Source organism: Peribacillus sp. NPDC096540 (assembly GCF_050278525.1).
Classification (GTDB): domain Bacteria; phylum Bacillota; class Bacilli; order Bacillales; family DSM-1321; genus Peribacillus.
Map to the genome: position 1 here is coordinate 113,828 of NZ_JBNNTG010000005.1, position 23,834 is coordinate 137,661.

The window sequence follows — 23,834 nt, forward strand, 5'->3', positions numbered from 1 at the left end:
TATCACTGTTTATACCTCTTGAATGTGTGTAGCTTTGAAATCCGTTGTGTATTTAAGACCATATCCTAAAAAACGATCCATTCCAATATGAGCCGTCCAAATTAAACCTACCATTAAAATTGTATCCTGGCTTAGAAAAACAGCTAGTAAAATGATGAGTATTGATATTGTATAAGTATGAAACAAGTTATAAACCTTAGCACCAATTTGATTATTAATTAGATAGGCTAACATAGAAATGTCAGGTGTTAAAAGTAATAAAAGGAAAATCCACCAGCTAAATTCATTTATTGAATAGATATAAATTATCGCAATGAGAACCATAAGCCCTTCAGAATGTATTAATTTTTTTACCATATTTAAGCCTCCTACTTTTTATTAACCGTTGGTCAATGATGTGCAAAAAATTATACAATACTCTTTATAATATTTTTAACGTGAAAATTTGCTAAGCTTTTTACATCTTGATATGAAAGTTGTGTATTAATATAAAAAGTTATAAAGCCGTGGAGCGAAAGGAAAATAGACCATATTAATGCGGGGTTTAGTTTATTTTCGGTAAGGTCAGTAAGAGAACTGATTAGTTTTTCATATGTTTTATTAGAATCAATTTGAAGTAAATGTTGAATTTCTTTTTCTTTAGATAAAAACATGATTGCATAATGATTTTGCTGGGTTAACCCAAACTCTATAAAGCATAGTAATATCTTCTCTATTTTTTGAGAAGCCTTATTTTCAGTTATGATGATATCATCTATTTTATTATTCAATAGAGAAAAATCCGTTTTTACCAAACTATAAAAAATTTCAGCCTTATTTTTAAAATGATAATAAATGGCGCCATGACTACAATCTAATGTTTTAGCTAATTGCCTCATTGAAACTTTTGAATACCCAACGGATGCAAAAAGTTTCCGGGCTTCATTCAATACCATATCCTTAGATAATTCTTTTCCTTCTGATTTCCTTGGTGACATAGTATCACCTCCATATTTATTGACCAGTGGTTAATTAAATCATATAGTAGAGTTTTGTAATTGTCAAATACTAGAATTAAATGATTGGACAGGAGCTACTCCAATCAATCTGCCGGCAGCATTCACAGGTAGTAACTAAATTCGAAACACAAGCCAGAAGTCCAATTATTAATAAGTATTTACTGAATTCGTTTTAGAAATAGGTAATGTGGAAACTTCTTGATTTCCATTCATTTTCAAGCTACGATAAATAAGGAAATGATAATCCGTTCCGGCGGAAGAGGTTCTAGCTACCCTCTCAAAAAAACTAAGGGGAACAGTGCTCTTTCTTAGGGTGCTGTTTTTTCTGTATAAGGAGAATGAATTAAATGTTAAGAATTCTATTGTATTTAGTATCCATCGTCACGGCGAATGTGGTTACAGCAGCTTTTGATCCATTACATTTGGGCATATTCATCATTCCGATGGGTACATTGCTCATCGGAGGAACCTTCATCTTTCGAGATCTGGTCCAGAATAAATTCGGCCGTGCGAAAACCTATATGTGTATCGTTACTGCACTTATTTTATCTGCATGTGTATCATTTTTATTAGGAGATACGTTATTGATTGTATTTGCTTCCGCATTATCGTTCGTGGTCGCAGAAACAGCGGATACGGAAATTTATACCCGGTTAAAACTTCCGATGAGTTGGAGAGTATTTTACAGCGGGATTGTCGGAGGATTTTTCGATTCGGTGATATTTGTTGTGATTGGACTTAGCCCACTAGGTGCCAACATTTTGCCATGGGAAGCCGTACCAGCTGCGGTTTTTGGCCAAATCATTGTTAAAACAGTTATTCAGTCAATCGGTGCAGCCCTGTTGGGCCAGATCAATCTAAGACAGGAGAAACGCGTTGTCTCTGGATAGGAGGGAAGCTCTCAATGGATGGACCCAAAAAGGAAGAAGATAGATGCTATTGCCTGGAAGCTTTTCGTGAAAAATATGGTCCGGATGTCCAAGGAGACTGTATGAAGCTATCCTGCGCCAATTATCGGAAGCATAAGGGAATAGACAATCATGATAAACGTAAACATTAATATAAATAGGAAACGATCTGTATAAGTCGAGAAGGAAGGACCAAATTTGGTTCTTTTTTGTGTGTGAATAATAAGGTTCACGAGTAAATCGTGAAAACTCACGAGTAAACCGTGATAATTCACGAGTAAAACAGAAACTCACGAGTAAATCGTGATAATTCACGAGTAAACCAGCAAAACTCACGAGTAAATCGTGATAATTCACGAGTAAAACAGAAATTCACGAGTAAAACAGAAACTCACGAGTAAAACAGAAACTCACGAGTAAATCGTGAAAACTCACGAGTAAACCGTGATAATTCACGAGTAAAACAGAAACTCACGAGTAAATCGTGATAATTCACGAGTAAATCAGCCAAACTCACGAGTAAAACAGAAACTCACGAGTAAAACAGAAACTCACGAGTAAATCGTGGTAATTCACGAGTAAACCAGCCAAACTCACGAGTAACCCCATAAAAAAAACTTCCGGCACCGTCAATAATTGGTGTCGGAAACTCTATTCATTAATTAGGCAACAAAATTTCTTCGGGGTTGTCTCCATCAATCTCCACTTTATATAGGTGATACTGTGGATCGCTTTTGCCGAATTTATTATCTACCATAAAGTAGACCGTTTTTGAATCGCTGCTGATGACTGGGCGATCTGTGTATCCTTGAAGATGGGTCAGCTGCTTTTCGGTTTTGGTTTTGAGGTCATAGCTATATAGCTCATAAATATAGGTACTACCTGATTGCTCATTGGAGATGGACTGGAAAATCATCGTTTTTTCATCCGGGGTAATTGTGAAATCATAAATGTCGACATCACGTTTAGAGTCGGTGACAGTTTCGATACCTGTTTGGTCAAATTTCACTTTGAAAATCCGTTGATGCGTTTCGAAAATATCATCAGCCGTTTTAGCATCCGCATCATCATCGGTTTGATAATAAGCGGCTTTTCCATCAACAGTGACATTTAGGGAACTAAGACCATATTTCTTAAAAGAGGTCAGTTGGATGGACTCCTTTTTTTCTATATCAAACTCATAAATATCGAGATCGTGAGGGCGGGGACCCGTGATCGGCGAATAGTTTTTAAACGTACCGGCTCCGATATAAAAGAGAGAGCGGCCGCTTTTTGTGAAATCGAGTTCTGTGACCAGGAAGTCTGCTTTGAATAATTCACTGATATTCTGTGATTTCATATCAAGAAGGTGAATGGAACTGGTTGAATCTTCTTCTTGGTTTTTTTTAGCTACGATAAAGGCAAGCATATCTCCTTCGTAGGAATAAGTCGGGTCGAGGATTTGTTCATCGTTGCTCAATTCAAGGACTTTTTCTTCAACGGATAATGTAGGATTATAAAGTTTTAATTGTGGTTTCCCCTTAAAGTGTGTGACGTATGCAATTGTTCCTTGGGTGGATACGTCGTATTGATTGGTTAAGCCCTGCTGCTTTTCATTTTCTTCTTTTTTAAAGATCAAGCCGGCGATGACAAACAAGACAGTCACAATCGCAAGCGTGATCAGAATGAGATAGATGTGCTTCTTTTTCATTTGAAGGACTCCTTAACGGTAGAGTATCATCATCGTAAAAATAATTGCTAGAACAAGTAATACCTGTAGAACAGCACATATATTTGATGCCGTAGGATGCTTTTTTAACAGTTTAATCTGTAGGATATATAACGAAATCCATAAGACAGTCGGGATGAAAAATAATATCATAAACGGCTGGACTTCACTTGAGAAGATTAAAAAAGCATATAAGAAAAATAAGGTAACTGACAAAATTAAGATGCCGAGTGTAATATTGGAAATGTGCAGAAGTTTTGCTTTTTTTAAAGTCTCTCCACTATATCCCGGAAGAACCAAGGCTGTTTTGTAAATGAGGTAAAGGGATAGTAGGAGAATCGCTGCCATAATCAGGCTGAATAAAGGAAATAATGTGAAGTCAAGGGCGGAAGCGATTCCCCATCCATATACATAGACAAGGGTATGGGTCACTAACACGGTGTTGACCATAATTTTCCGGTTGATAGAGACTAGGAGGTTAAGTGTGAGTGAGAGTAAAGTTGCACTAGTCAGTATCGAAAAAAGAAGCCAGCCGATGTAAGCATCTCCTTCTTGGAATAGTTGCAGCGCATACACCGAAAACGTAAAAAGAATTGAAACGATGGATAAAGTAAGCATAAGCTCTTTTCGGTATGGAAAGATGGCCTGCTGAATTTGACTGCCGATTTCCCATTCGTCGCCAAAAAGGATTAATGCCATTTTTTCGGCTTCTTTTGGGGTCTTCCCCTGCTTTATTAAATCATCCCGGCTCAACTCCAGATGGAGGAGTAGTTCTTCAAACATATCTTCTTTTTCTTCCTTGGTACAATCGGTTTGGTTGACTATTTTTTTTACATACCTTTCAAATGTTGTTTTCATCAGAAATCCTCTGCGCTTTTCCGAACTAAATTTTCAAGGAAGGTAAAGCTGCTGCGTTTACGTTCAAGCTCGGTTTTGCCGCTGTCTGTGATACGATAATATTTCCTTCGTCCGGACTCAGACTCTTTCCAATACCCTTCTATAAATTCCTTTCTTTCTAAACGCTTAAGCGCCGGATATAGGGTGCCTTCACTGATCTCGTATTGCCCCTCGCTCATTTGCCTTAGAATCTTCGTCATTTCATAGCCATACAGCTCTTTTTGAGAAAGAAGTGAAAGCAGGAGGAGGTCAATACTTCCCTTCATCAATTCTTTATCCAAATAATCACCTTCTTTTTTCATTTGCTTTAGTGTAATACGATGTACATCGTATTACAAGGTGTATTTTACTTTTTTTAAAAAAAATGGTTAAATGACGATTGCTAAATAAAATCAATCATAGTAAAATGTGCTTCGGAACGGATGAGTTGTAAAGAGTGTGGTAAGGATACTCTATATACATGATTTAACTGTTTTAATGAAAATACGGAATAGGATAGAAGAAATCCCACTCAAGGGGTATTAATTGATTTTTTTTTGAAAATCATTTAGATTCTATTTATCACCAAGAGCAGAAAGAAGGTCCTAGATAGATGAAAGTAAAAGCACCTGAGTCATTCACATACAGAGGTGGAAATAGAGCTGTTCTTTTACTTCACGGTTTTACCGGAAGTACAGGAGATATGAAAAAATTAGGGAAATACCTGAATGATCGCGACTATACCTGCCACGGACCTCTTTATAGAGGGCACGGAGTATCAGCTGAAGAACTTGCTAAAACAGGTCCAAAGGAATGGTGGAAAGACGTAGTGGACGGTTATCAATTCCTTAAAGATGAAGGCTACGAGGAAATTGCTGTTGTTGGAATTTCTTTAGGAGGAGTTTTCTCATTAAAAGTAGGAATTGAACTTCCTGTAATAGGAGTGGTTTCAATGTGCGCTCCGACGCAAGGAAAAAGTATTGATAGACAAAAAAACCGCTTGCTCAATTATGCACAGGCCTATAAGAAGTTTGAAGGCAAAGATGCTGACCAAATTGCTGCCGAAGTGAAGCTGTTGGAAGAAGAGCCTATGAATTCACTGAAAGATGTGGTGAGTATAATAAATGAGACGGGTGAAAATTTAGATTTAATCACATCACCAACTCTTGTTTTACAAGGGCGCTTGGATGATCCCGACTATACGAACAGTGCTACAGCAATTTTCAATGAAGTCGATACGCAGCATAAACACTTGATATGGTATGAAAACTCTGGCCATATAATCACATTAGGGAAAGAACGTGAGCAGGTTTATGAGGATGTGTATAAGTTTTTAAATACACTACTTTGGTAGAAGCAGAGGTAAATATTCTCTATGTATAAACGGGACAATCATGTCCTAAGAAGGCCACCAAATTTGGTGGCCTTTAACATATTCAGAGTATAAAACTACTCTCTTCTATAAATAAAAATTAAATCGAGGCATAGCTAAGAGGACTTACTATATATGGTTTAGCTTCAGAATCTATTTGTATAAAAAGATTCTGAAGCTATCGTTATTATCAATGGTGGCTAATAAAATATCATATACGTCCACACTGTATGCCGTTTTTATTCGGTTTTTAAGCCATTCTTCGTCTTTACCAATGCGGGATAATTCATTAAAATCAATTTTGCCCTCTTTAATAATTGTTCTAGGAAAAGAAAAGGTTTTTGTTACTAGTTCTAAATCCGCAGGGGTTACTGCTTCATATTGAGGATTTAAAAAAAATGAAATTGTACCATCTGGTTCCCATAATGCAAGAGCAACTTTTTGAATATCTTCAATTTTTTCTTTTCTTAATTCAGATAATAAAAAATCGATAGAAATTCGTGCTCTGGCTAAGCTTTTATAAGCAATTTTCCCATTTTCTATAAGGGGAAATGGAGAGTTTTCAAAAAAACTTCGAAGTTTTCCCCATTTAAGGCTCAAAAAAACACAAAATATATATAAAAGCACTAGTACGGCAGTCGTTGTTAAGGATCCCTTAAAACCTAATCTTTCATCAGACAAAGGGTGAGCAAGGATGTTTCCGATAATTAGTGCTATTAAAAAATCAAGTAATCTTAACTGAGAAATGGCTCGTTGACCCATTATTTTAGTTGCAAAAAGTAAAAAGAAGAAAGCTACAATGGCCCTTAAGATCCATTGAATTATAGTAAGTGATTCTTGGCCGTGAAAAAAGTCCATATAAACTCACATCCTCGTTTAAGGGGTTAAAGGTTAGTATGGAGCTGTTGACCAATGATTATCACAAGATTTTCAGACAAAAGATGGACTTCCATATGGAGTCCATCTTTTATTCGTTTTAAATGATTATTCCTATAAACTAATCTTCCATTGAGTCCATTTGTGGCTGTGAATCTGTATCGAAAGCATTATTCATTTGATGCTGTCTAAGAAATTTTCTGACCTTTTCTTTTGTTATTCCGCTTTTTTTCGCTTCAATCATAAGTGCAATCCACATTCTTTCGAGCGGTTCCTGCTGCGATTGCTTTATAGAATTCATAATAATACTCCCTATCAACTATATTTTAAATTACGCAGAGGAATAAAAAAATTAGAAAAGTAAATGAATTATTAGGTCTTAACTAACAATCCGTCCAACAAAAGGTGTACAATTTCATTCGCTAATATTTCAGGCTGAATGTTTTCTTCAAAAATTTGAGTTATGGTTAAACGCTCAATAATTCCGACCAAGCTCTCAGCTACAATCAACATGTTAGCATCTGGATGGAAATAGCCATTTTGTTGTTCATAAATCAGGTTTTCTTTTATTTGTGCCGCTAACTGCTTCTTTATTTCTTCAGCCTCTTGAGAGAGAAAAAAACCAATTCGAGTCAAACTTTGATTTTCAGCAAAGAAACGAAATATCGCCGCTAATCCTTGGGTGATTTTGAGGGGAATAGCGTTTAAATCAAGCCCAGTTTCAAGCCGGCTCTGTATAGTAAGATTAAATAGTTCATATCGGAATTTCTTAACTAACTCCTTAAAAATGGCCTCTTTACTATCAAAATACAGATAAAAAGTAGGCTGACTTAACTTTGCTCTATGAACGATTGTACTAACTTTTGTTTCAAAATAACCCTTCCGAGCAAACTCATCTGCCGCGATGAAGAGTAGTAAAGCTCGGCTCTGTTCACCGTTGGCACCCTTTTTTCTACCTCTTTTAATCATAAATCGGTTACCCCAAAGTTTAATTTGTCATTATATTACTCTTAAGTATTATCTTATAGTGTTAAAGTTCCAGTCAAGTAAAATTAAAAAATATACTGAATATTATAAAAATATATCAAAGGCTACAAAGTAACCAAGATAACTCTAAGAAGGTATTGAGAATCTTTTAAAATCAGGAGGATGGAATCAAAAAAAGCCGTGCGGGATTTCTCCAGAAACGGCTTTTTGTTATTACTTCGTTAAATAATTTTCTGTATAATACGGTTTTGCATTATCTTCAAAGGCTACGCCTACTCCGAGAGATTCAAAATCTTTTTGTAATTTATTTTCCCTGTGTCCGATGGAGTTCATTAAGCCTTCATGAGCAAAGATACTGCTGTTCTGACCTGCAGCTAGGTTTTCACCAGCCATTCGAAACTTGATTTTGTCATCTTCCATCCTGTCGAAGGGGGATTCTCCTTCAAGATTTGTATGGTTGAAGTATTGATTCACGGCCATATCGGCACTGTGATCCTGTGCAGTCACTTTCACTTGTTTATCCCACGAAAGAACGGAGAGATCATGGTTGACCCTTGATGCATTAGTCAGGTCAAATAGTTGATATTCAAAGCCTTTCTTTAACTCCGGGCTGGCTTCTGCAAAATAGCCATTCTTTTGCTTTTCGAGTTTTTCGTCGATAATTTGGATCGATGTGACTGTATTTTTCTCATGTTTGTCATAAAAAATAGTCACATAGCTTTTATCCATTTCAAACATATCGTATTCGCCATCGCTTCGAATCTGGTAATAGACGTTTCCTTTAAGGAGTTTTGTTACAGGATGTCCTAATTTTTCAGTCACTGCTTCTTTAGGCGTGCCGCGTTTAATTCCTTGTTTTGAGGAGATTAAATCTTGATTCGTATATAATCCAACAACTTTATCGTCAGTATCGTAGGCAACCATGAAGAAATTTTGATAATTTTCGTGATAAGCAAACCAGTCTACGCCATATTCATTCCGGGTATGCCGCTTTGCTTCACCAGCCAGTTTTTCAACAGTATCCTTAGTGTCGCCAATTTCGATATTACGGACCGAAAAGGAGGCTTCAGCGGGTGCTTCCAATGTTGGTTTTTTCACTTGTTCCGTTTCAGGTTGTTCTTCTTTAGAAGCGTTATCCAACGTATCTGTTAGCTCGCCTATCAGGTAGTTGACTCCGGTATTCAGCTTGTCCAGGGCAGTCGAAACCTCTGGTCCGTTTATAAGGGAGCGAACATCGGATGCAAAGGATCCAACCCCGGCCTTAAACCCAGACTCCTGAATGTCTTTACCATATCCGTACCAAAAGCCACCGAGTAGGAGTAAGAGAACAACAATATTAAACAGTTTCCGCAAATCGTTCACTCCTGCTCTATTTGTAATTCAGGAACTATTCTCCTGTTAATTGGAAGGTTAAATAGATAAGCTCAAAAGGGGTGGTGAAACTAACAATAAGAGTGAACATAGGATCAGTACCTGTGAGACCTTTTTGGGCAACTTTTCTTTCCCTTTTCCAGTGTACCATCCACTGAACTGCAACTTGTTTCTATACCAAACAAATAATAAGATAAGTATCGCAACAGAACCAAGCCAACCATACTGATCCATGTTAACGCCTATGCTTTTATATATGGCGATTAGTACGGTGGAAATAATTGCTCCACCTAATCCGAATATTAATAAGATACGTACCAGCTCTAATATGACCCTCATATTTCCCTCCATGGTTTCATTACTATTCTTATGAATTTTAATAATCAAAACTCAAATAATCAATAAAACGTAATACATATTATAGCAAAAGGAAAAGAACTAATAAAAGGATGAATACTGTTATTTATGTATATAAAAGGGTTAGTGTTAAATGAAATGGTAATCTTAGTTTCTAATTCATTGAGACCGCTTATTTATAGGTTTTTACTAGGATATAGAATGCGTGTATATATTCCTTTCGGTAATGATTGGTTTGGCTATTTTATACGCCGTTTAGCAGAAAGACGACAAAATATCGCTTTTGCTCTTAAGGGGTTCTTCTTTAAATAAGTAAGAATATTCAGTATAAAAGCCCTTTAAGTCAAATTATTTTTCTGCTGGAACTAATTTTTCTAGAAGTATTTGATAGATAGTAAATAGTAGCCCTAACAAAAAACGAAATCCCGTATAATGGATTTCGTTTTTTGTGTTTTGTTTTTAGATCCTTAATAAGTACATTCACATTTAATTTAAGTGAATGACTTTAATCATTTAATATACTTTCCTCAAGAACCGCAAACTTATCCCCATATACTCTGGTGATATGATTTTCTCCCCACGTACATAGCGCGGTTAATATACTTTCTAAACTCTGTCCATATTCACTAAGTTCATATTCAACTTTGGGCGGAATTTGGTTGTAAACGATCCGATTGATCACTCCGTCTTTTTCTAACTCACGTAATTGTTGGGTCAACATTTTTTGCGTTATGTTTGGCATAAGACGTTTCAATTCGCTTGTACGTTTTTTACCATGTGTTAGATGGCATAGAATTACACATTTCCATTTTCCACCAAGTACCTCCAGTGTTGCTTCGACTGAAATATTGTACTTCTTTTTCGGCATAATTTTTTAACTCTCCTTACTTTATAGGAACTTTTAGGTGCCTATAACACTTTAAAGTACGTACTGTTTTTTATTTCTATTATAAATCATAATAACATTTGTCGACAGATTATCACTTACATTTTATTGCTTTCAGCAATTTCATGATAGACCAAATCACTTAGGAGGAGAAGATAATATGATTATAGATAAAAAAAGAAGTACGTTGGCATTGCTGGCTTTAGCAATCAGTGCCTTTGCAATTGGAACAACAGAGTTTATTAGTGTGGGACTGTTACCACTAATTTCAAAAGATCTACACATTACGGTGACAACTGCCGGATTAACAGTTTCCTTATATGCTTTAGGGGTGATGTTTGGAGCACCTATTCTGACATCTCTAACATCTAATATGTCTCGCAAATCTTTATTACTTTGGATTATGATTGTCTTTATTGCTGGAAATACGCTTGCGGCTAGTGCTACTAGCATTGGAGTATTACTGACAGCCCGTGTCATCTCGGCCTTAGCTCATGGTGTTTTCATGTCTATAGGTGCTACGATTGCAGCAGATTTAGTGCCTGAAAATCGCAGAGCAAGTGCGATTGCCATTATGTTTACAGGGCTAACGGTAGCGACTGTGACAGGTGTTCCTTTTGGGACTTTTATAGGGCAACATTTTGGTTGGAGATATGCTTTTATTATTATTGTGGTAATCGGGATAATTGCTTTTATTGGGAACAGCACCCTTGTTCCGTCTGATTTACAAAAAGCTACTCGCACCACGTTCCGTGATCAAATCAAATTAGTAACAAATGGTCGCTTATTGCTTGTATTTATTATTACAGCATTAGGATATGGAGGTACATTCGTTGTCTTTACGTATTTATCTCCCTTGCTACAGCAGGTGACAGGATTTAAAGAAGGAACAGTTGCCGTAATTTTGCTAGTATATGGAGTGGCCATTGCTATAGGGAACACAATTGGCGGAAAGCTAGCTAATCGCAATCCTATTAATGCCCTATTCTATATGTTTCTTATACAGGCTATTGTACTTGTAATTTTATCTTTCACTGCTCCGTTTAAGGCAGCTGGTTTAATTACTATTATTTTAATGGGGTTATTTGCCTTCATGAATGTGCCAGGACTTCAAGTCTATGTAGTGACGCTTGCTGAGCGTTTTGTCCCGAGTGCAGTTGACGTGGCGTCTGCTATCAATATCGCTGCTTTTAATGCAGGAATTGCTATTGGTGCCTACTTAGGTGGAATCATTACGGATTCTATCGGGCTCATCCATACAGCGTGGATTGGTGGAGTGATGGTGTTTGCAGCCGTAATTTTAACAGGGTGGAGTCGAGTTCTCGAAAGAAAAGATAGAAACCAGGAAGGGAATAGTAAAACAGGTGAAGCGTGTTAGGGTAAGTAACCTTATTAATTATTTCCTAATATATCAAGGGATCATTGCATCCCTTCAGTGAATGCGGAAGATTCCTTGAAGGGATGTAATGATCCTTTAGGGCATTATATGATTTCAATTTAAAAAAATTTGGAGGTAGATTGATTATGGTGAAAAATTTACAAGATACAACAACGTTGCATAACGGTGTTAAAATGCCTTGGTTTGGCTTGGGTGTATTTAAAGTAGAAGAAGGTCCAGAATTAGTAAATGCGGTCAAAGTGGCGATTAAACATGGCTATCGCAGCATTGATACGGCAGCAATTTACGAAAATGAAGAAGGGGTTGGACAAGGAATCCGCGAGGGGTTAAAAGAAGCTGGAATCTCAAGAGAGGATTTATTTGTAACATCAAAAGTTTGGAATGCCGATTTAGGATACGAATCCACAATCGCAGCTTACGAAACAAGCTTAAAGAAACTGGGCTTAGAGTATTTAGATTTATATCTGATTCATTGGCCTGTTGAAGGAAAATATAAAGAAGCTTGGAAAGCCCTAGAGACTCTTTATAAAGAAGGAAAAGTAAAAGCAATCGGAGTAAGTAATTTCCAGATTCATCATCTTAAAGACGTAATGAAGGACGCAGAAGTGAAGCCTATGGTCAATCAAGTTGAATGTCATCCACGCTTGACTCAAAAAGAAGTACAAGCATTTTGTAAGGAACAAGGCATTCAATTAGAAGCTTGGTCTCCATTAATGCAAGGTGAATTACTGGATAATGAGGTATTACAAGAAATTGCGACTAAGTATGGAAAATCTGTTGCACAAGTCATTTTACGTTGGGATTTACAAAATGGGATTGTAACGATTCCAAAATCAACAAAAGAACACCGCATTGTGGAAAACTCATCAGTATTTGATTTCGAATTAACGGAAGAAGATATGAACCGAATCAGCGAATTGAATCAGAATCATCGGGTTGGTCCAGATCCTGACAATTTCGACTTTTAATTAATGTGGGGAGATAGACGAGCGTGTGCGTCTATCTCCTTTTCATTTACGGTTTTTTATTTCTTCTCATGATCTTATATAGGAAGTCGGACAAAGGAAAAAAGCCCGCATTTTGATCAACGGGACGCAAAATTTCTAGTAACCTATACAGTGATATCTAGATAGGTCATACTGTGATTATTATTCATTCTCCTGGATACTGTTCTTTACATTAATAAAGAATTTCAGTGCAGTGTCGATATCACTGGTTTGTAAAGATTTTTCAAGTGTTTCATTAACCGTTGCTAGTATTTCTTGGAGTCGTAACTCTCCTCGGTCTGTTATCGTTGCACATACACCACGGCGATCATCTTCATATCCTAGCCTTTGAATGACACCACAACTTTTATTTTCCATTCTTACAGAAAGTCTTGACATTGCACTTTGGCTTAAGCCTACTAACTGTTGTAATTCTAAAAGCCGCAATTTTTTTTCAGGTGTTTTCGATAAAAATAATAGAACATAAAACTCATTTAAAGTCGTCTGATGCCTTGTTTGCAACACTCTATCAAGATCATTTGAGAGCTCGGCATGAATATGAGTAAAGGATAGCCATGTATTTATAAGGTTTTGTTCACTGGACAATTATTTTCGCCTACCTCTGATTGCTTATTTTAAATATAACATAAACATAAATAAATGTACCAACAGAGGATAACGTTTACAACATCCGAATTAGGTGTTCAAGAGAATCTGATTAATTGACACAATGTTATCCAAATGATATAAATGCATGTGCATGCATTAAAAAATAATCTGTAAGGGAGTATAAAAAATATGACTCATTTATTTTCACCTTATCGTATAAAAGAGCTTGAACTTAAAAATAGGGTTGTTATGCCACCAATGTGCCAATACTCTGTCGAAGCTGAGGATGGTATCCCTACAAATTGGCATCTTCATCATTATGTAAGCAGAGCAGTTGGCGGAGCTGGATTAATTATAGTGGAAATGACCGATGTAGAGCCGGATGGACGTATTTCGAATGGTGATCTTGGATTGTGGTCTGATGATCAAGTTGAAGCTTTTGCTAAAATTGTTAAAGAAGTTCATCAATACGGTGCTAAAATCGGTATCCAAATTGCTCATGCGGGGCGTAAAGCACAGGATGCAGAAACGCCGGTAGCACCATCAGCCATCGCGTTTGACGAAACGTTTAAGACACCAAGAGCTTTGGAGACGGAAGAAGTTAAGGAAATGGTCGATAAATTCCGTAACTCAGTTAGAAGAGCCGTTCAAGCAGGCTTTGACGTGATTGAATTGCATGGGGCACACGGATATTTAATTCACCAATTCACATCGCCACTTACGAATAAACGTGAAGATGAATACGGAAAAGACTTAACCAAATTTGGAGTAGAAGTAATTAAAGCAGTGAAAAGCGAAATGCCAGCTGATATGCCTTTAATTATGCGTATTTCTGCAAAAGAATACGTGGAAGGCGGATACGGTCTGGAAGAAAGTATTGAGTTTTCCAAAGTCTTTAAAGAAGCCGGTGTGGATATGTTCCATGTCAGCTCTGGCGGAGAGGGCCCGATTGGAGCAGACGGAAGACCGGGCACGCATGCTAGCTATCAAACGCCATTGGCTAGGGAAATTAAAAAAGCTTTGGATATTCCAGTGATTGCTGTAGGTAGATTAGATGATCCAATTCTTGCAAACTCGATCATTGGAAATGAAGAAGCAGACTTGGTGGCCGTAGGAAGAGGGATGTTACGCAACCCTTACTGGTCTCTAGAAGCATCTAAAACTTTGAATAAACAAGTTGATATTCCTAAACAATATGAGCGAGGTTTCAGACATTAAGAATGATTCATTAGTTCAAAATAAAACGCTAGCGAAAAGGATATTCGCTGGCGTTTTATTTTTTTAAATCAGCTGTCTTGTTAGGTGCGCTTTTATCAAGAATGAATATAGAAAAAATAAAAGATGGGTGCTTTAGAAAAAAGAGAACGCGCATTTTCAATTAGCGTTGTATGTGTACCTTAAAAGTACACAATCCATAAAGTAATGTTTGGCTGGAATATTTGTTATAATAAATAAGAAAAATTAAACAATAATTTGAGGTGCTAAGTATGGAAGAAATCAAAATCGTTACAACAGAAGAAGTTGAAGCTAAGCTTGAGGCAGGCGAAGCGATGGAGCTTGTTGATGTACGTGAAGACGAAGAAGTGCAAGAAGGAATGATTGAAGGCGCTAAACATATTCGTATGAATGATATCCCAGCCAACCTTGACTATTTTGATAAAGAGAAAGAATATATTTTTATCTGCCGTTCAGGACGCCGCAGTGAAAATGTGTGCCATTATCTTCAGGAACAAGGCTATAAAGTGGCAAACATGGTTGGCGGAATGCTGGAATGGGACGGCGAAGTTATCGTTAAGTAATGGTTTTTTTCAAAAAAACTTGTTTCTTTTGTAAGCGGAAATCCAAGAACGTAACGTTTTATTACAATAAAGAAAGTAAAAAGATTACAGTTTGTTCACAATGCCGAGAATATGCGGAAAGACGCGCATATTTAAAGGCATGATGCAGGAGCCCTTTCACCATGAAAGGGCCCTTTTGTCTTTAGTCAACTTTTTATCAACTTTAAAACTGGAAAAACCTCTGGCGATTCCTCAACACAGATACTCTTAAATCCAAGCTTTTTATAAAAATTGCGTAGTGGCTCCGAGATAGATTTCTTTAAAAGATTCTTCTCTCTTCCAACTTCAAATAGAAGATTAGCGGCTTTATAGGTGAAGCAGTTGAATACGGGAATTTGGCTGAGTTTGAAAGAGGAAAAAGGGGATTATATGTTAAAATTAGGATGTTGAAATCTGAAAATATAGATAAAGGAGCGTCCGTTGAATGAAGGTTTATAAAATAGCGGTCATTGCGGGAGATGGAATTGGTCCCGAAGTGATCAATGAAGGCGTGAAAGTACTAAACAAAGTAGCTGAATTAGCTGGTGATTTTTCATTTGAGTTTACATATTTTCCTTGGGGCTGCGAATATTATCTTGAACATGGGAAGATGCTGCCCGACGATGGTATGGAGCAGCTTAAGAAGTTTGAAGCCGTGTATCTTGGGGCTGTCGGTTATCCTGGCGTTCCGGACCATATTTCACTAAGGGAACTTCTGCTGAAAATCAGAAAGCAATTCGATCAATATGTGAATGTTCGACCTGTTAAATTGCTTCAGGGAGCACCTTGTCCGTTAAAGGACGTTACGCGTGATCAAATCGATATGGTAGTCATCCGTGAGAACAGCGAAGGCGAATATGCAGGTGCTGGTGATTGGTTATTCAAAGGGAAGCCAGAAGAAGTGGTGCTGCAGACGGGGGTCTTTTCGCGAAAAGGAACGGAGAGGATCATCCGCTATGCATATGAACTGGCGCGTAAAACAGGAAGAACACTAACTAGTATAAGTAAGGCGAACGCATTGAATTATTCGATGGTTTTTTGGGATCAGGTTTTTGAAGAAGTTGGACTGGAATATCCTGATGTAGAAACACACTCCTATTTGGTCGATGCGGCAAGCATGTTTTTTGTCAAACAGCCGGAACGGTTTCAAATCGTTGTCACATCCAATTTGTTTGGTGATATCATCACCGATTTAGGTGCAGCTATTGCAGGAGGAATGGGTCTGGCGGCCGGAGCCAATTTAAATCCGGAGCGAATCTATCCTTCGATGTTTGAGCCGATTCATGGTTCAGCGCCGGATATTGCGCATAAAGGCATTGCCAATCCACTTGCTGCTCTTTGGTCAGCGAGTCAGATTCTTGATTTCTTTGGACATGAAAATTGGGGCGCAAAAGTATTAGATGTGATCGAACAGGTAATGGTTGATAAAAAGACCTTAACTCCTGATATGGGCGGGGTAGCTTCTACAGAAGAAGTCGGCAATGAAGTAGTGGCTTTATTATCCGCTTTGAAAACCAGTCAGGTATAATTTTAAGGGAAAATGGGAATCCTGCTCAATAACTATCATTATAGTAAAAAGGGCAGGGGAGAGCCGATGATTCAAGTGAAATTATTTGATTATGAGCATGAAAAGGATTTAGAAGATGAAATGAATGTCTTCCTTGAAGACATCCGTGATAATCAAATTGTCGATATCAAATACAATGTTGCCACTACAGGTGAAGAGGAAGAGAAACAGATTTACTGCTTTAGCGCGATGATTATTTATAAGCAAAGATAAAGTCTGAACTACCCTATCATTTTAAGTCATATCTATATAACCATTATTAGACTACCTTTGCTTCTTAACCGAGCGAACTGAGGTAGTCTAATTTTGTAGCTCTACAACCAAGTAAAGGATTCGCAAAAGACATGCTCCTAAGCCCTAATATAATCTTTGGAGGAGTTACAGACTTTAATCAATGAAAAATGAACAAGTCGTCTAGGCTAAGGGTAAATCCTAGATTACTATGGAGAGCCATTAGGATGATGTAGCTTCCCCGCCATTGACATGAAGTGTTTGTCCGGTAACGAAACGTGAATCATCGGAAGCAAGATAGACAAAGGTTGGCGCAAGTTCAAAGGGCTGGCCTTGGCGTTCCATTGGATTGCCGACATACAATTTGTATATTATTTAGTGAAAACAGATTATATGAATTTTACAAACACGCGAATAATAGGTAAAGTTAGACATAATACACTGTGGTGACTGGTGTATTAAAAGGGGAGATCCATTTTGGATAACAATATGAAACAACTGATTAAAGATATACAGCAATCGAACGGGGGCCATATATTATACTGTTTTAATGAACTGGAAACCTACATGGAGAATGAGGCTATGTTCATTATTTCCGGTATTGAGCAGGGGGATCATATCTTGGTCGTCGAAAATGATCGAATCTTTCCTCTCGTATATAAGAAATTGCAGCTTCATTTAAATGAGGAGCAATTGGAGAAAGTGCACCATATTAATAATTTTGATTTTTACTGTTTTCATGGTGATTTCCATCCTTCAACGATGGTTAATTATTTCTTGGAAAATATCGATACATATTCTGAAAGGAATATGTTCGTCAGAACCTGGGGACATGTTGAATGGGGAAATGAAGACCAAGTTATGGATGCAATAGGTGAATATGAAAAAGGTATTGATAAATTGATTACTGAACGAGGATTGATTTCTGTTTGTGCTTATGATGATTGCAGAGTGCCTGCTACGCTTAAATCAAACTTGATTAAATATCATAGAGTTCTCTTAACCGATGAAAAATTTACGATTTTAACTAACTGAAATCACTAATTAGGGGTGAGGGATTTGGAGAGTTTTACTGAACGAGTGATTACGATTATTCAATATATTCCCGCCGGAAAAGTGATGACATATGGGCAGATTGGACAACTGGCTGGAAGTCCGCGCGGTGCAAGGCAGGTTGTTAGGATTCTTCATTCTAGCAGCGGAAAATATAACCTTCCTTGGCATAGGGTGATCAATGCTAAGGGTGAGATTGGTATAAAAGCAGAAGGTGCTGCATCCCACCAGAAATTGATGCTAGAAAGCGAAGGAGTCACATTCACAGATCGGGATACAATTGATCTAGAAGTGTATCGCTATCATCCTGAGGGTTTTTAATGGTGGATTGAATGCTCTTAATCGGGTTTGTGGTCGAAATAAATCAGCGAAGGTCGGAATAAAGGCGCGAAGGACGAATTAATTCCGTGAAGGTCGAATTACTCGACGTGAAGGACGAATTAAATCAGCGAAGGCCGAAATACTCGATATGATGGACGAATTCCCTCAAAAAGAAGAGGCTGATCCCAAAGGATCGGCCTCTTCTTAAATTATGAACGAGCATATACGGCAGCATTCATGCCGGCTAGCCTTCCGGTTACTAATGCTGATGTGATGTTATAGCCGCCTGTGTATCCGTGTATATCCAAAATTTCACCGCAGAAATACAGTCCGTCCATTAGTTTGGAGGCCATTTCCTTTGGATGGATTTCTTTTACGGATACGCCGCCGCCTGTGACGAAGGCTTTTTCAAGCGGCTGGGTGCCATGTACTCCAAATTGGAAGTCCTTACATAGTTCGGCGAAGCGGCGAATTTTTTCATTGGAAATCGTCGCTCCTTGTTCCTGAAGGTCGATACCGCTCCTCTCAAGTAAGAAGTGTAGATAGCGTTCCGGAACTAGACCTTTTAATGTATTCTTTATGGCCTTTTTCGGCTCGGCTTTGATTTCTTTCATGATGTCCTGGAAGACTTCTTCCTTGTTTCGATCAGGAAGGGCATCGAGTTTCATTGTAACTTCGGATAGGTTCCATTTTTTCATCGCTTTCACAACGAATTGACTGCACCTTAGAACTGCTGGACCAGAGACACCAAAATGGGTGAATAGCATATCCATCTGGTGTGTAATCAGAGCCTTGCCTTTTGGGTTCAGCACACTCAATGAAACATCCCGAAGCGCGAGACCTTGAAGCGTTCGATCTTTAATGAATGTTTCATGGCTAAGTACAGGTACTTCAGTCGGGAACAGTTCGGTAATCGTATGCCCCGCCTTTTTAGCCCATGCGTAGCCATCCCCGGTTGAACCGGTGTGAGGAACTGATTTTCCACCGACAGCAATCACGACTGCATCTGTGTCAATGGTCTGTCCATCTTTTAACCGAACTCCGCTTGTTTTTCCATTTTCATAGAGGACCTCAGCAACTGGAGAGTTCTTGTAAATGGTTACCTTTAAATTTGAGAGGCGCGTTAAAAGGGCATCCACGACACTTTGCGCTTTATCGTTGACCGGGAACATCCGGCCATGATCCTCTTCTTTTAGAGCCACGCCTAATTTTTCAAAGAACTGAATAATGTCTTCGTTATTAAATTCTGAGAAAGCACTGTATAAAAATCGCCCGTTTCCAGGGATATGCTGAATGATTTCATCGATTGAGAGCCTGTTCGTCACGTTGCAGCGTCCACCGCCCGAGATTGCAAGTTTCCTTCCAAGCTTCTCGCCTTTATCCACTAACAATACATGTGACCCTTTTTCTCCGGCTGCAATTGCTGCCATCAATCCGGAAGGACCGCCGCCAATTACCACTACATCATATTTCAAATTGATCACCACTTTATCATTTTCAGTCCCTTCATTATATAGCAAGAGCCCGTCAGATTGCGAATGTAGAAAAAGAGAAATTATTTGTTTGTGTATTATCTTCGAAAACGATAAACTTGAGAGTAGTTTTCTATAGAAAAATTACTTTATTATGATAAGATAATAAGCGTGTGAAACGTAACTGACAGAGGCAGGATGGGATTAGATGTCGTCTAAATTTTTAAAAGGGGCTTTTATATTAACGCTGGGAGCGATTATTTCCAAGGTTCTTGGTTTATTTTATGTCATCCCATTTGAACATATGGTTGGGAATAAAGGGGCTACCCTCTATCAATATGGGTACGTTCCATATACCATTTTCATCAGCTTTGCAACGGCAGGCATGCCGCTTGCTGTTTCTAAATTCATTTCGAAGTATAATGCGCTCGAGGAGTATGCAGTTGGGCAAAAGCTATTTAAATCAAGTCTAAAATTAATGATAGTTACCGGTTTCCTTGCCTTTTTGATTCTGTTTACAATAGCACCGGTTTTTGCCAGAGGTATTGGTGTCGATGAGGCAAATATAAGAGATATCACGGCTGTCATACGGGCAGTCAGCTTCGCTTTGATCTTTGTTCCGTTCATGAGTATCATCCGCGGCTTCTTTCAAGGACATGAAGCGATGGAACCAACGGCCATATCGCAGGTTGTTGAACAAATTGTCCGTATCGTGTTTCTTTTAGCAGGTGTGTATGTTGTTTTAAATGTCCTAGATGGAGAGTTAGTGAAGGCTATCCAGGTTGCTACATTCGCGGCTACTGTGGGAGCGGTCGGCGGTTTGGTTGTTTTATTCTGGTATTGGAAAAAACAAAAACCGCATTTAGATAGTCTGATGGAGAATGACCGGGGAACGATGGAAATTTCCCTGCCGGAGATTTATAAAGAAATATTTCTTTCTTCGATTCCTTTCATTTTTGTCGGAATCGCGATGCCATTGTTTCAGTTTGCGGACTTGTTGTCTTTTAATAAAGCAATGGCATCCATCGGATTACAGCATGTCGCAGAAGATGCTCTTGGAGTTTTGAATGTATATGCTCAAAAGCTTGTCGTGATTCCCATGACGCTTGCAACCGGGTTTTCGATGGCACTTCTTCCCTCGGTGACGAAGGCATATGTAAGCGAGGATTCGGACGAGTTCAACCGCCAGCTGAACCAGGCCTTTCAAATTTTGTTGTTCATTACGATTCCAGCAGTCGTTGGTATGTCGGTGCTAGCGGATCCAATCTATAGTGCCTTTTACAGTCATGATCCACTTGGAATCAGTGTGCTGCAGGCCTATGCGCCAGTTTCGATTTTATTTGCGCTCTTTTCCATTTCGGCGGCTGTTTTACAAGGGATCAATCAGCAAAAATATACGGTGCTCAGCCTCCTTGTTGGATTTTTAATTAAGTTGAGCTTGAATATCCCCATGATCAAGATGTTTGAAACGGAAGGGTCCGTTTATGCCACGGCATTCGGCTACTTAGCAGCAGTCGTGCTGAATATGTACGTCATTACCTACTTTACAGGCTATCGTTACGGCCTTACCATCAGAAGGACCGTGCTTATCACGGTGTTTTCAACGATAATGGGACTTGCTGTTTGGGGTATGAACAGTTTGTTATCTCTGTGGCTTACAACGGAAGGGCGCTTCCAGGCGATTTTGATTTGTGCCGTTTGTGCGACTTTTGGAGCCCTCATTTATGCGGCGCTTTCTTTGAAAAGCAAGCTTGCCCATCGTTTGTTCGGTACCCGGATCGATCGGTTAAAAGCTAAATTAGGATTATAAAAGATAGAAGTTTGATGTGTAAGAAAAAGGGTATGATAAAGTGAATCCCGGATTGAAATATTTTGGCCTTGCCTGTCATTATAGTGGGCAAGGCTTTTTACTTAATAGGCTTTAGGAGGAAATAATGAGAATTGATAAGATATTATCTAATATTGGTTACGGAAGCAGAAAAGAAGTAAAAAAACTCTTGAAATCTGGAGCCGTCAAGGTCAATGAACGGCTACTGAAGGACCCGAAGGAACAAGTGGATCCTAAGACAGAAATCGTAACGGTTCATGGTGAACGGGTTGAATATAGAGAATTTATATATTTAATGATGAATAAGCCGCCAGGCGTGTTGTCAGCTACTGAAGACAAACACCAAGAGACGGTCATTGACATATTAGAGCCAGAGGATTCGGTTTTCGAACCATTCCCAGTCGGGCGTTTGGATAAGGACACAGAAGGTTTATTGCTGATCACGAATGACGGAAAGCTTGCCCACCAACTGCTTTCCCCGAAGAAACATGTTCCTAAAACATATTTTGCGGTCATTGATGGAGAAGTAACGGAACGGGATATCGAGGCATTCCGCAAAGGTGTGACCCTAGATGATGGGTACGAAACAAAACCAGGTGAATTAAATATTTTAAAATCAGGACTTACATCGGATATTGAGCTGACGATTATGGAAGGAAAGTTCCATCAAGTGAAACGGATGTTTGAGTCCGTTGGAAAACGGGTCGTGTATCTGAAGCGTCTCTCTATGGGAAGCTTGCAGCTTGATGAAGAACTTGAACTTGGCGAATACAGGGAGCTAACAGCAGAAGAGATCGAACAACTGAAAGCGGGTCAGCCGACTGAATAATATAATAAGTAAGAAAAAATGAGGCGGACAATTATGTCCGCCTCAAACGTATTTTACATATCGATTTTCTTTCGGGTGGTCGTTCTTTTTTAAGATGACATCTTTACCTTTTTACTTGTTGTCGTCCAAAGGCCACGGCTTGGGCTTTGAACAAGGTCATTGTAAGCTAAGACATTTAAATCGCGCTGTACAGTTCGAGGAGTGATGCCAAATTCTTCTACAAGCTCTTGAGTAGAAACCGTACCGTTATTACTAATGAACATATAAACGGATTTAATACGGGTTAACATGCGATTTGTTGAAGGTTTCAAAAAATCACTCCTTATTCTTTTCATTGTTATTCTGAACAAATGAAAACAACCGATATGTTGGACAGCATTTCAGCTGTCACTATGTACTTGCTATACCCACCCTATAACTCCTCGGAAACATTTAGAAAAACAAGATGTCATTAGCTTTATTTTACTCCTTTACAAAACCAAATTCTATAAAAAGTTGGAAATTGACTAAATATTACATTTATTATATCAAATTTTAACAAAAATATTACAGTAAATAATAATAGAGCTAATTATTTAATTCATACTCATATTTTTACATGAAACATTGCAAAATATGCATTAAGTTGATGATTACATAAATAAATGATCATAAAGCATGGTATTTTAGGATATTTTGTACATGTAAAGACCAATCATTTAATCAATCATAGAAACTTGCTCAGCTTGTTGAGTACCTTGACTAAGGGTAGTATACATGTTACTTTACATATAGAATTTAAATCGTAATTATTACGCTTTGTGTTTGAGGATATGATTTGCTTGATGGGTAACGTTTACGATGTCATAATGAGGTGTTGTGCAGTATAGCTTTTTCATACATAATCTCAAGGAGTTTAAATATAATCAAATTCGAGGTAGAGTCTTATGAACGAAAGTTTAATGGAGTTTTTATTGCGTGACGAGGTGAGCAAACTTTCTGACGTGAAAAAACAAGTGTATGAATTCATTGTGAATGAAGAAGATTATCTCGCTTCTAAAGCGGACACGGTCGATCACTTTATGAGATTACTGGTAAAGCATTCCCCACCCCGCCTCGCTGCTCGTCATTTTAATATGCCGTATGGTGAAATCATTCGTTTCATGCATGAAATTGAAGAAGAACTGAATGAAAGATTAGAGGAAAGATGTAAAAAAGTGAAGTGGATGGACTATACGGAAAAGAGTCAACAAACATTTGAGAAATATCATATGAAGTTATTTTTATTTATTAATTAAATCTGATTGAGCGAATCAGGCTGTAGACAAACTCGATGAAAATCGAATTTGCCTACAGTTTGAGCTCCAGGGCCTCATGGTCCCTGGAGCTTTTAGCATCTTCGAC

General features: G+C 38.1%; 28 protein-coding genes, 2 pseudogenes and 1 riboswitch. Of the genes and pseudogenes, 15 read left to right on the forward strand and 15 right to left on the reverse strand.

The genetic code is table 11. The annotated features are described in order from the left end of the window. Window positions 1–9 precede the first annotated feature (9 nt). Both ACQKMR_RS07290 and ACQKMR_RS07295 read right to left on the reverse strand, forming a co-directional pair. The gene (locus ACQKMR_RS07290; protein WP_427696686.1) at window positions 10–357 is read right to left on the reverse strand and encodes a DUF4260 domain-containing protein; all 348 of its coding nucleotides are present in this window, start codon (window positions 355–357) and stop codon (window positions 10–12) included. Window positions 358–407: 50 nt separating this feature from the next. Beyond that, the gene (locus tag ACQKMR_RS07295; protein ID WP_427696687.1) at window positions 408–977 is read right to left on the reverse strand and encodes a TetR/AcrR family transcriptional regulator; all 570 of its coding nucleotides are present in this window, start codon (window positions 975–977) and stop codon (window positions 408–410) included. Between the two features lie 274 nt (window positions 978–1,251). Next, a riboswitch (PreQ1 riboswitch) is annotated at window positions 1,252–1,294 on the forward strand. Window positions 1,295–1,345: 51 nt separating this feature from the next. On the opposite strand from ACQKMR_RS07295, the gene ACQKMR_RS07300 reads away from it, so the two are divergent. Together ACQKMR_RS07300 and ACQKMR_RS07305 are read left to right on the forward strand one after the other, a co-directional pair. Next, window positions 1,346–1,888: a VUT family protein gene (locus ACQKMR_RS07300; protein WP_427696688.1), complete on the forward strand. Its 543-nt coding sequence runs from the start codon at window positions 1,346–1,348 to the stop codon at window positions 1,886–1,888. Window positions 1,889–1,902: 14 nt separating this feature from the next. After that, entirely contained in the window at window positions 1,903–2,058 is a 156-nt protein-coding gene (locus tag ACQKMR_RS07305) for a hypothetical protein (RefSeq protein WP_376110430.1), read from the forward strand. 506 nt (window positions 2,059–2,564) lie between these two features. Here the strand turns inward: ACQKMR_RS07305 and ACQKMR_RS07310 are convergent. From ACQKMR_RS07310 to ACQKMR_RS07320, 3 genes are read right to left on the reverse strand one after another with little or no spacing between them, the layout of a single operon-like run. Beyond that, window positions 2,565–3,596, reverse strand: a complete 1,032-nt coding sequence (locus ACQKMR_RS07310; RefSeq protein ID WP_427696689.1) for a TolB family protein — start codon at window positions 3,594–3,596, stop codon at window positions 2,565–2,567. Window positions 3,597–3,608: 12 nt separating this feature from the next. Continuing rightward, a complete protein-coding gene (locus ACQKMR_RS07315) occupies window positions 3,609–4,472 on the reverse strand; it encodes a permease prefix domain 1-containing protein (RefSeq protein WP_427696690.1) in 864 nt (287 codons plus the stop codon). After that, a complete protein-coding gene (locus ACQKMR_RS07320; protein ID WP_427613175.1) occupies window positions 4,472–4,792 on the reverse strand; it encodes a PadR family transcriptional regulator in 321 nt (106 codons plus the stop codon). Before ACQKMR_RS07320 ends, ACQKMR_RS07315 begins: the two co-directional genes overlap by 1 nt. 311 nt (window positions 4,793–5,103) lie before the next feature. On the opposite strand from ACQKMR_RS07320, the gene ACQKMR_RS07325 reads away from it, so the two are divergent. Then, on the forward strand, window positions 5,104–5,844 hold the full coding sequence (locus ACQKMR_RS07325) for an alpha/beta hydrolase (protein ID WP_427696691.1): 741 nt from the start codon (window positions 5,104–5,106) through the stop codon (window positions 5,842–5,844). Window positions 5,845–6,015: 171 nt separating this feature from the next. On the opposite strand, the gene ACQKMR_RS07330 is transcribed toward ACQKMR_RS07325, so the two are convergent. The 5 genes from ACQKMR_RS07330 to ACQKMR_RS07350 form a co-directional block, all read right to left on the reverse strand. Next, a complete protein-coding gene (locus tag ACQKMR_RS07330) occupies window positions 6,016–6,720 on the reverse strand; it encodes a DUF421 domain-containing protein (protein WP_427696692.1) in 705 nt (234 codons plus the stop codon). Between the two features lie 139 nt (window positions 6,721–6,859). Continuing rightward, window positions 6,860–7,039, reverse strand: coding sequence for an anti-repressor SinI family protein (locus ACQKMR_RS07335; protein WP_427696693.1), 180 nt, complete (start codon window positions 7,037–7,039; stop codon window positions 6,860–6,862). A gap of 71 nt (window positions 7,040–7,110) precedes the next feature. Next, window positions 7,111–7,707, reverse strand: coding sequence for a TetR/AcrR family transcriptional regulator (locus ACQKMR_RS07340; RefSeq protein WP_427696694.1), 597 nt, complete (start codon window positions 7,705–7,707; stop codon window positions 7,111–7,113). Window positions 7,708–7,938: 231 nt separating this feature from the next. Next, window positions 7,939–9,078 carry a CAP domain-containing protein gene (locus tag ACQKMR_RS07345; protein ID WP_427696695.1) on the reverse strand — a complete coding sequence of 380 codons (1,140 nt, stop codon included), beginning with the start codon at window positions 9,076–9,078 and terminating at the stop codon, window positions 7,939–7,941. 57 nt (window positions 9,079–9,135) lie between these two features. Beyond that, window positions 9,136–9,435: a hypothetical protein gene (locus ACQKMR_RS07350; RefSeq protein WP_427696696.1), complete on the reverse strand. Its 300-nt coding sequence runs from the start codon at window positions 9,433–9,435 to the stop codon at window positions 9,136–9,138. Between the two features lie 210 nt (window positions 9,436–9,645). On the opposite strand from ACQKMR_RS07350, the pseudogene ACQKMR_RS07355 reads away from it, so the two are divergent. Next, window positions 9,646–9,765, forward strand: a pseudogene (locus ACQKMR_RS07355) (proline dehydrogenase); the annotation flags it as partial. A 193-nt stretch (window positions 9,766–9,958) separates the two neighbouring features. On the opposite strand, the gene ACQKMR_RS07360 reads toward ACQKMR_RS07355, so the two are convergent. Next, window positions 9,959–10,321, reverse strand: coding sequence for a winged helix-turn-helix transcriptional regulator (locus tag ACQKMR_RS07360; RefSeq protein WP_427696697.1), 363 nt, complete (start codon window positions 10,319–10,321; stop codon window positions 9,959–9,961). A 178-nt stretch (window positions 10,322–10,499) separates the two neighbouring features. Here ACQKMR_RS07360 and ACQKMR_RS07365 point away from each other — a divergent pair, with 178 nt between their 5' ends. Together ACQKMR_RS07365 and ACQKMR_RS07370 are read left to right on the forward strand one after the other, a co-directional pair. Beyond that, complete coding sequence (locus tag ACQKMR_RS07365) at window positions 10,500–11,717, forward strand: MFS transporter (RefSeq protein ID WP_427696698.1); 1,218 nt, start codon at window positions 10,500–10,502, stop codon at window positions 11,715–11,717. A 146-nt stretch (window positions 11,718–11,863) separates the two neighbouring features. Continuing rightward, window positions 11,864–12,706, forward strand: a complete 843-nt coding sequence (locus ACQKMR_RS07370; RefSeq protein ID WP_427696699.1) for an aldo/keto reductase — start codon at window positions 11,864–11,866, stop codon at window positions 12,704–12,706. A gap of 180 nt (window positions 12,707–12,886) precedes the next feature. Here ACQKMR_RS07370 and ACQKMR_RS07375 read toward each other — a convergent pair whose 3' ends face one another. After that, window positions 12,887–13,330 carry a MarR family winged helix-turn-helix transcriptional regulator gene (locus tag ACQKMR_RS07375; protein ID WP_427696700.1) on the reverse strand — a complete coding sequence of 148 codons (444 nt, stop codon included), beginning with the start codon at window positions 13,328–13,330 and terminating at the stop codon, window positions 12,887–12,889. A 192-nt stretch (window positions 13,331–13,522) separates the two neighbouring features. On the opposite strand from ACQKMR_RS07375, the gene ACQKMR_RS07380 reads away from it, so the two are divergent. The 4 genes from ACQKMR_RS07380 (at window position 13,523) to ACQKMR_RS07395 (ending at window position 16,930) form a co-directional block, all read left to right on the forward strand. Next, on the forward strand, window positions 13,523–14,551 hold the full coding sequence (locus ACQKMR_RS07380; RefSeq protein WP_427696701.1) for an NADH:flavin oxidoreductase/NADH oxidase: 1,029 nt from the start codon (window positions 13,523–13,525) through the stop codon (window positions 14,549–14,551). A gap of 269 nt (window positions 14,552–14,820) precedes the next feature. Continuing rightward, window positions 14,821–15,132 (forward strand): rhodanese-like domain-containing protein, encoded by a 312-nt coding sequence (locus ACQKMR_RS07385; RefSeq protein ID WP_056521725.1) that lies wholly within the window; start codon window positions 14,821–14,823, stop codon window positions 15,130–15,132. Window positions 15,133–15,595: 463 nt separating this feature from the next. After that, on the forward strand, window positions 15,596–16,678 hold the full coding sequence (locus tag ACQKMR_RS07390; RefSeq protein WP_427696702.1) for a tartrate dehydrogenase: 1,083 nt from the start codon (window positions 15,596–15,598) through the stop codon (window positions 16,676–16,678). 66 nt (window positions 16,679–16,744) lie between these two features. Beyond that, entirely contained in the window at window positions 16,745–16,930 is a 186-nt protein-coding gene (locus ACQKMR_RS07395; protein ID WP_427696703.1) for a sporulation protein Cse60, read from the forward strand. Window positions 16,931–17,170: 240 nt separating this feature from the next. Here ACQKMR_RS07395 and ACQKMR_RS07400 read toward each other — a convergent pair. Further along, window positions 17,171–17,305 (reverse strand): annotated as a pseudogene (locus ACQKMR_RS07400) (SDR family oxidoreductase); the annotation flags it as partial. 120 nt (window positions 17,306–17,425) lie between these two features. On the opposite strand from ACQKMR_RS07400, the gene ACQKMR_RS07405 reads away from it, so the two are divergent. Together ACQKMR_RS07405 and ACQKMR_RS07410 are read left to right on the forward strand one after the other, a co-directional pair. After that, window positions 17,426–17,983: an MEDS domain-containing protein gene (locus ACQKMR_RS07405; RefSeq protein ID WP_427696704.1), complete on the forward strand. Its 558-nt coding sequence runs from the start codon at window positions 17,426–17,428 to the stop codon at window positions 17,981–17,983. A gap of 24 nt (window positions 17,984–18,007) precedes the next feature. Continuing rightward, entirely contained in the window at window positions 18,008–18,322 is a 315-nt protein-coding gene (locus tag ACQKMR_RS07410; protein ID WP_427696705.1) for an MGMT family protein, read from the forward strand. Window positions 18,323–18,531: 209 nt separating this feature from the next. Here the strand turns inward: ACQKMR_RS07410 and ACQKMR_RS07415 are convergent, their stop codons facing one another. Then, complete coding sequence (locus ACQKMR_RS07415; RefSeq protein ID WP_427696706.1) at window positions 18,532–19,797, reverse strand: NAD(P)/FAD-dependent oxidoreductase; 1,266 nt, start codon at window positions 19,795–19,797, stop codon at window positions 18,532–18,534. Between the two features lie 205 nt (window positions 19,798–20,002). On the opposite strand from ACQKMR_RS07415, the gene ACQKMR_RS07420 reads away from it, so the two are divergent. Next, window positions 20,003–21,604 (forward strand): putative polysaccharide biosynthesis protein, encoded by a 1,602-nt coding sequence (locus ACQKMR_RS07420; protein ID WP_427696707.1) that lies wholly within the window; start codon window positions 20,003–20,005, stop codon window positions 21,602–21,604. A 124-nt stretch (window positions 21,605–21,728) separates the two neighbouring features. Continuing rightward, entirely contained in the window at window positions 21,729–22,451 is a 723-nt protein-coding gene (locus ACQKMR_RS07425; protein ID WP_427696708.1) for a pseudouridine synthase, read from the forward strand. A gap of 89 nt (window positions 22,452–22,540) precedes the next feature. On the opposite strand, the gene ACQKMR_RS07430 is transcribed toward ACQKMR_RS07425, so the two are convergent. After that, a complete protein-coding gene (locus tag ACQKMR_RS07430) occupies window positions 22,541–22,762 on the reverse strand; it encodes a DeoR family transcriptional regulator (protein ID WP_034309346.1) in 222 nt (73 codons plus the stop codon). A 615-nt stretch (window positions 22,763–23,377) separates the two neighbouring features. Here ACQKMR_RS07430 and ACQKMR_RS07435 point away from each other — a divergent pair. Beyond that, on the forward strand, window positions 23,378–23,728 hold the full coding sequence (locus tag ACQKMR_RS07435) for a hypothetical protein (RefSeq protein WP_427696709.1): 351 nt from the start codon (window positions 23,378–23,380) through the stop codon (window positions 23,726–23,728). Window positions 23,729–23,834: the final 106 nt, after the last annotated feature.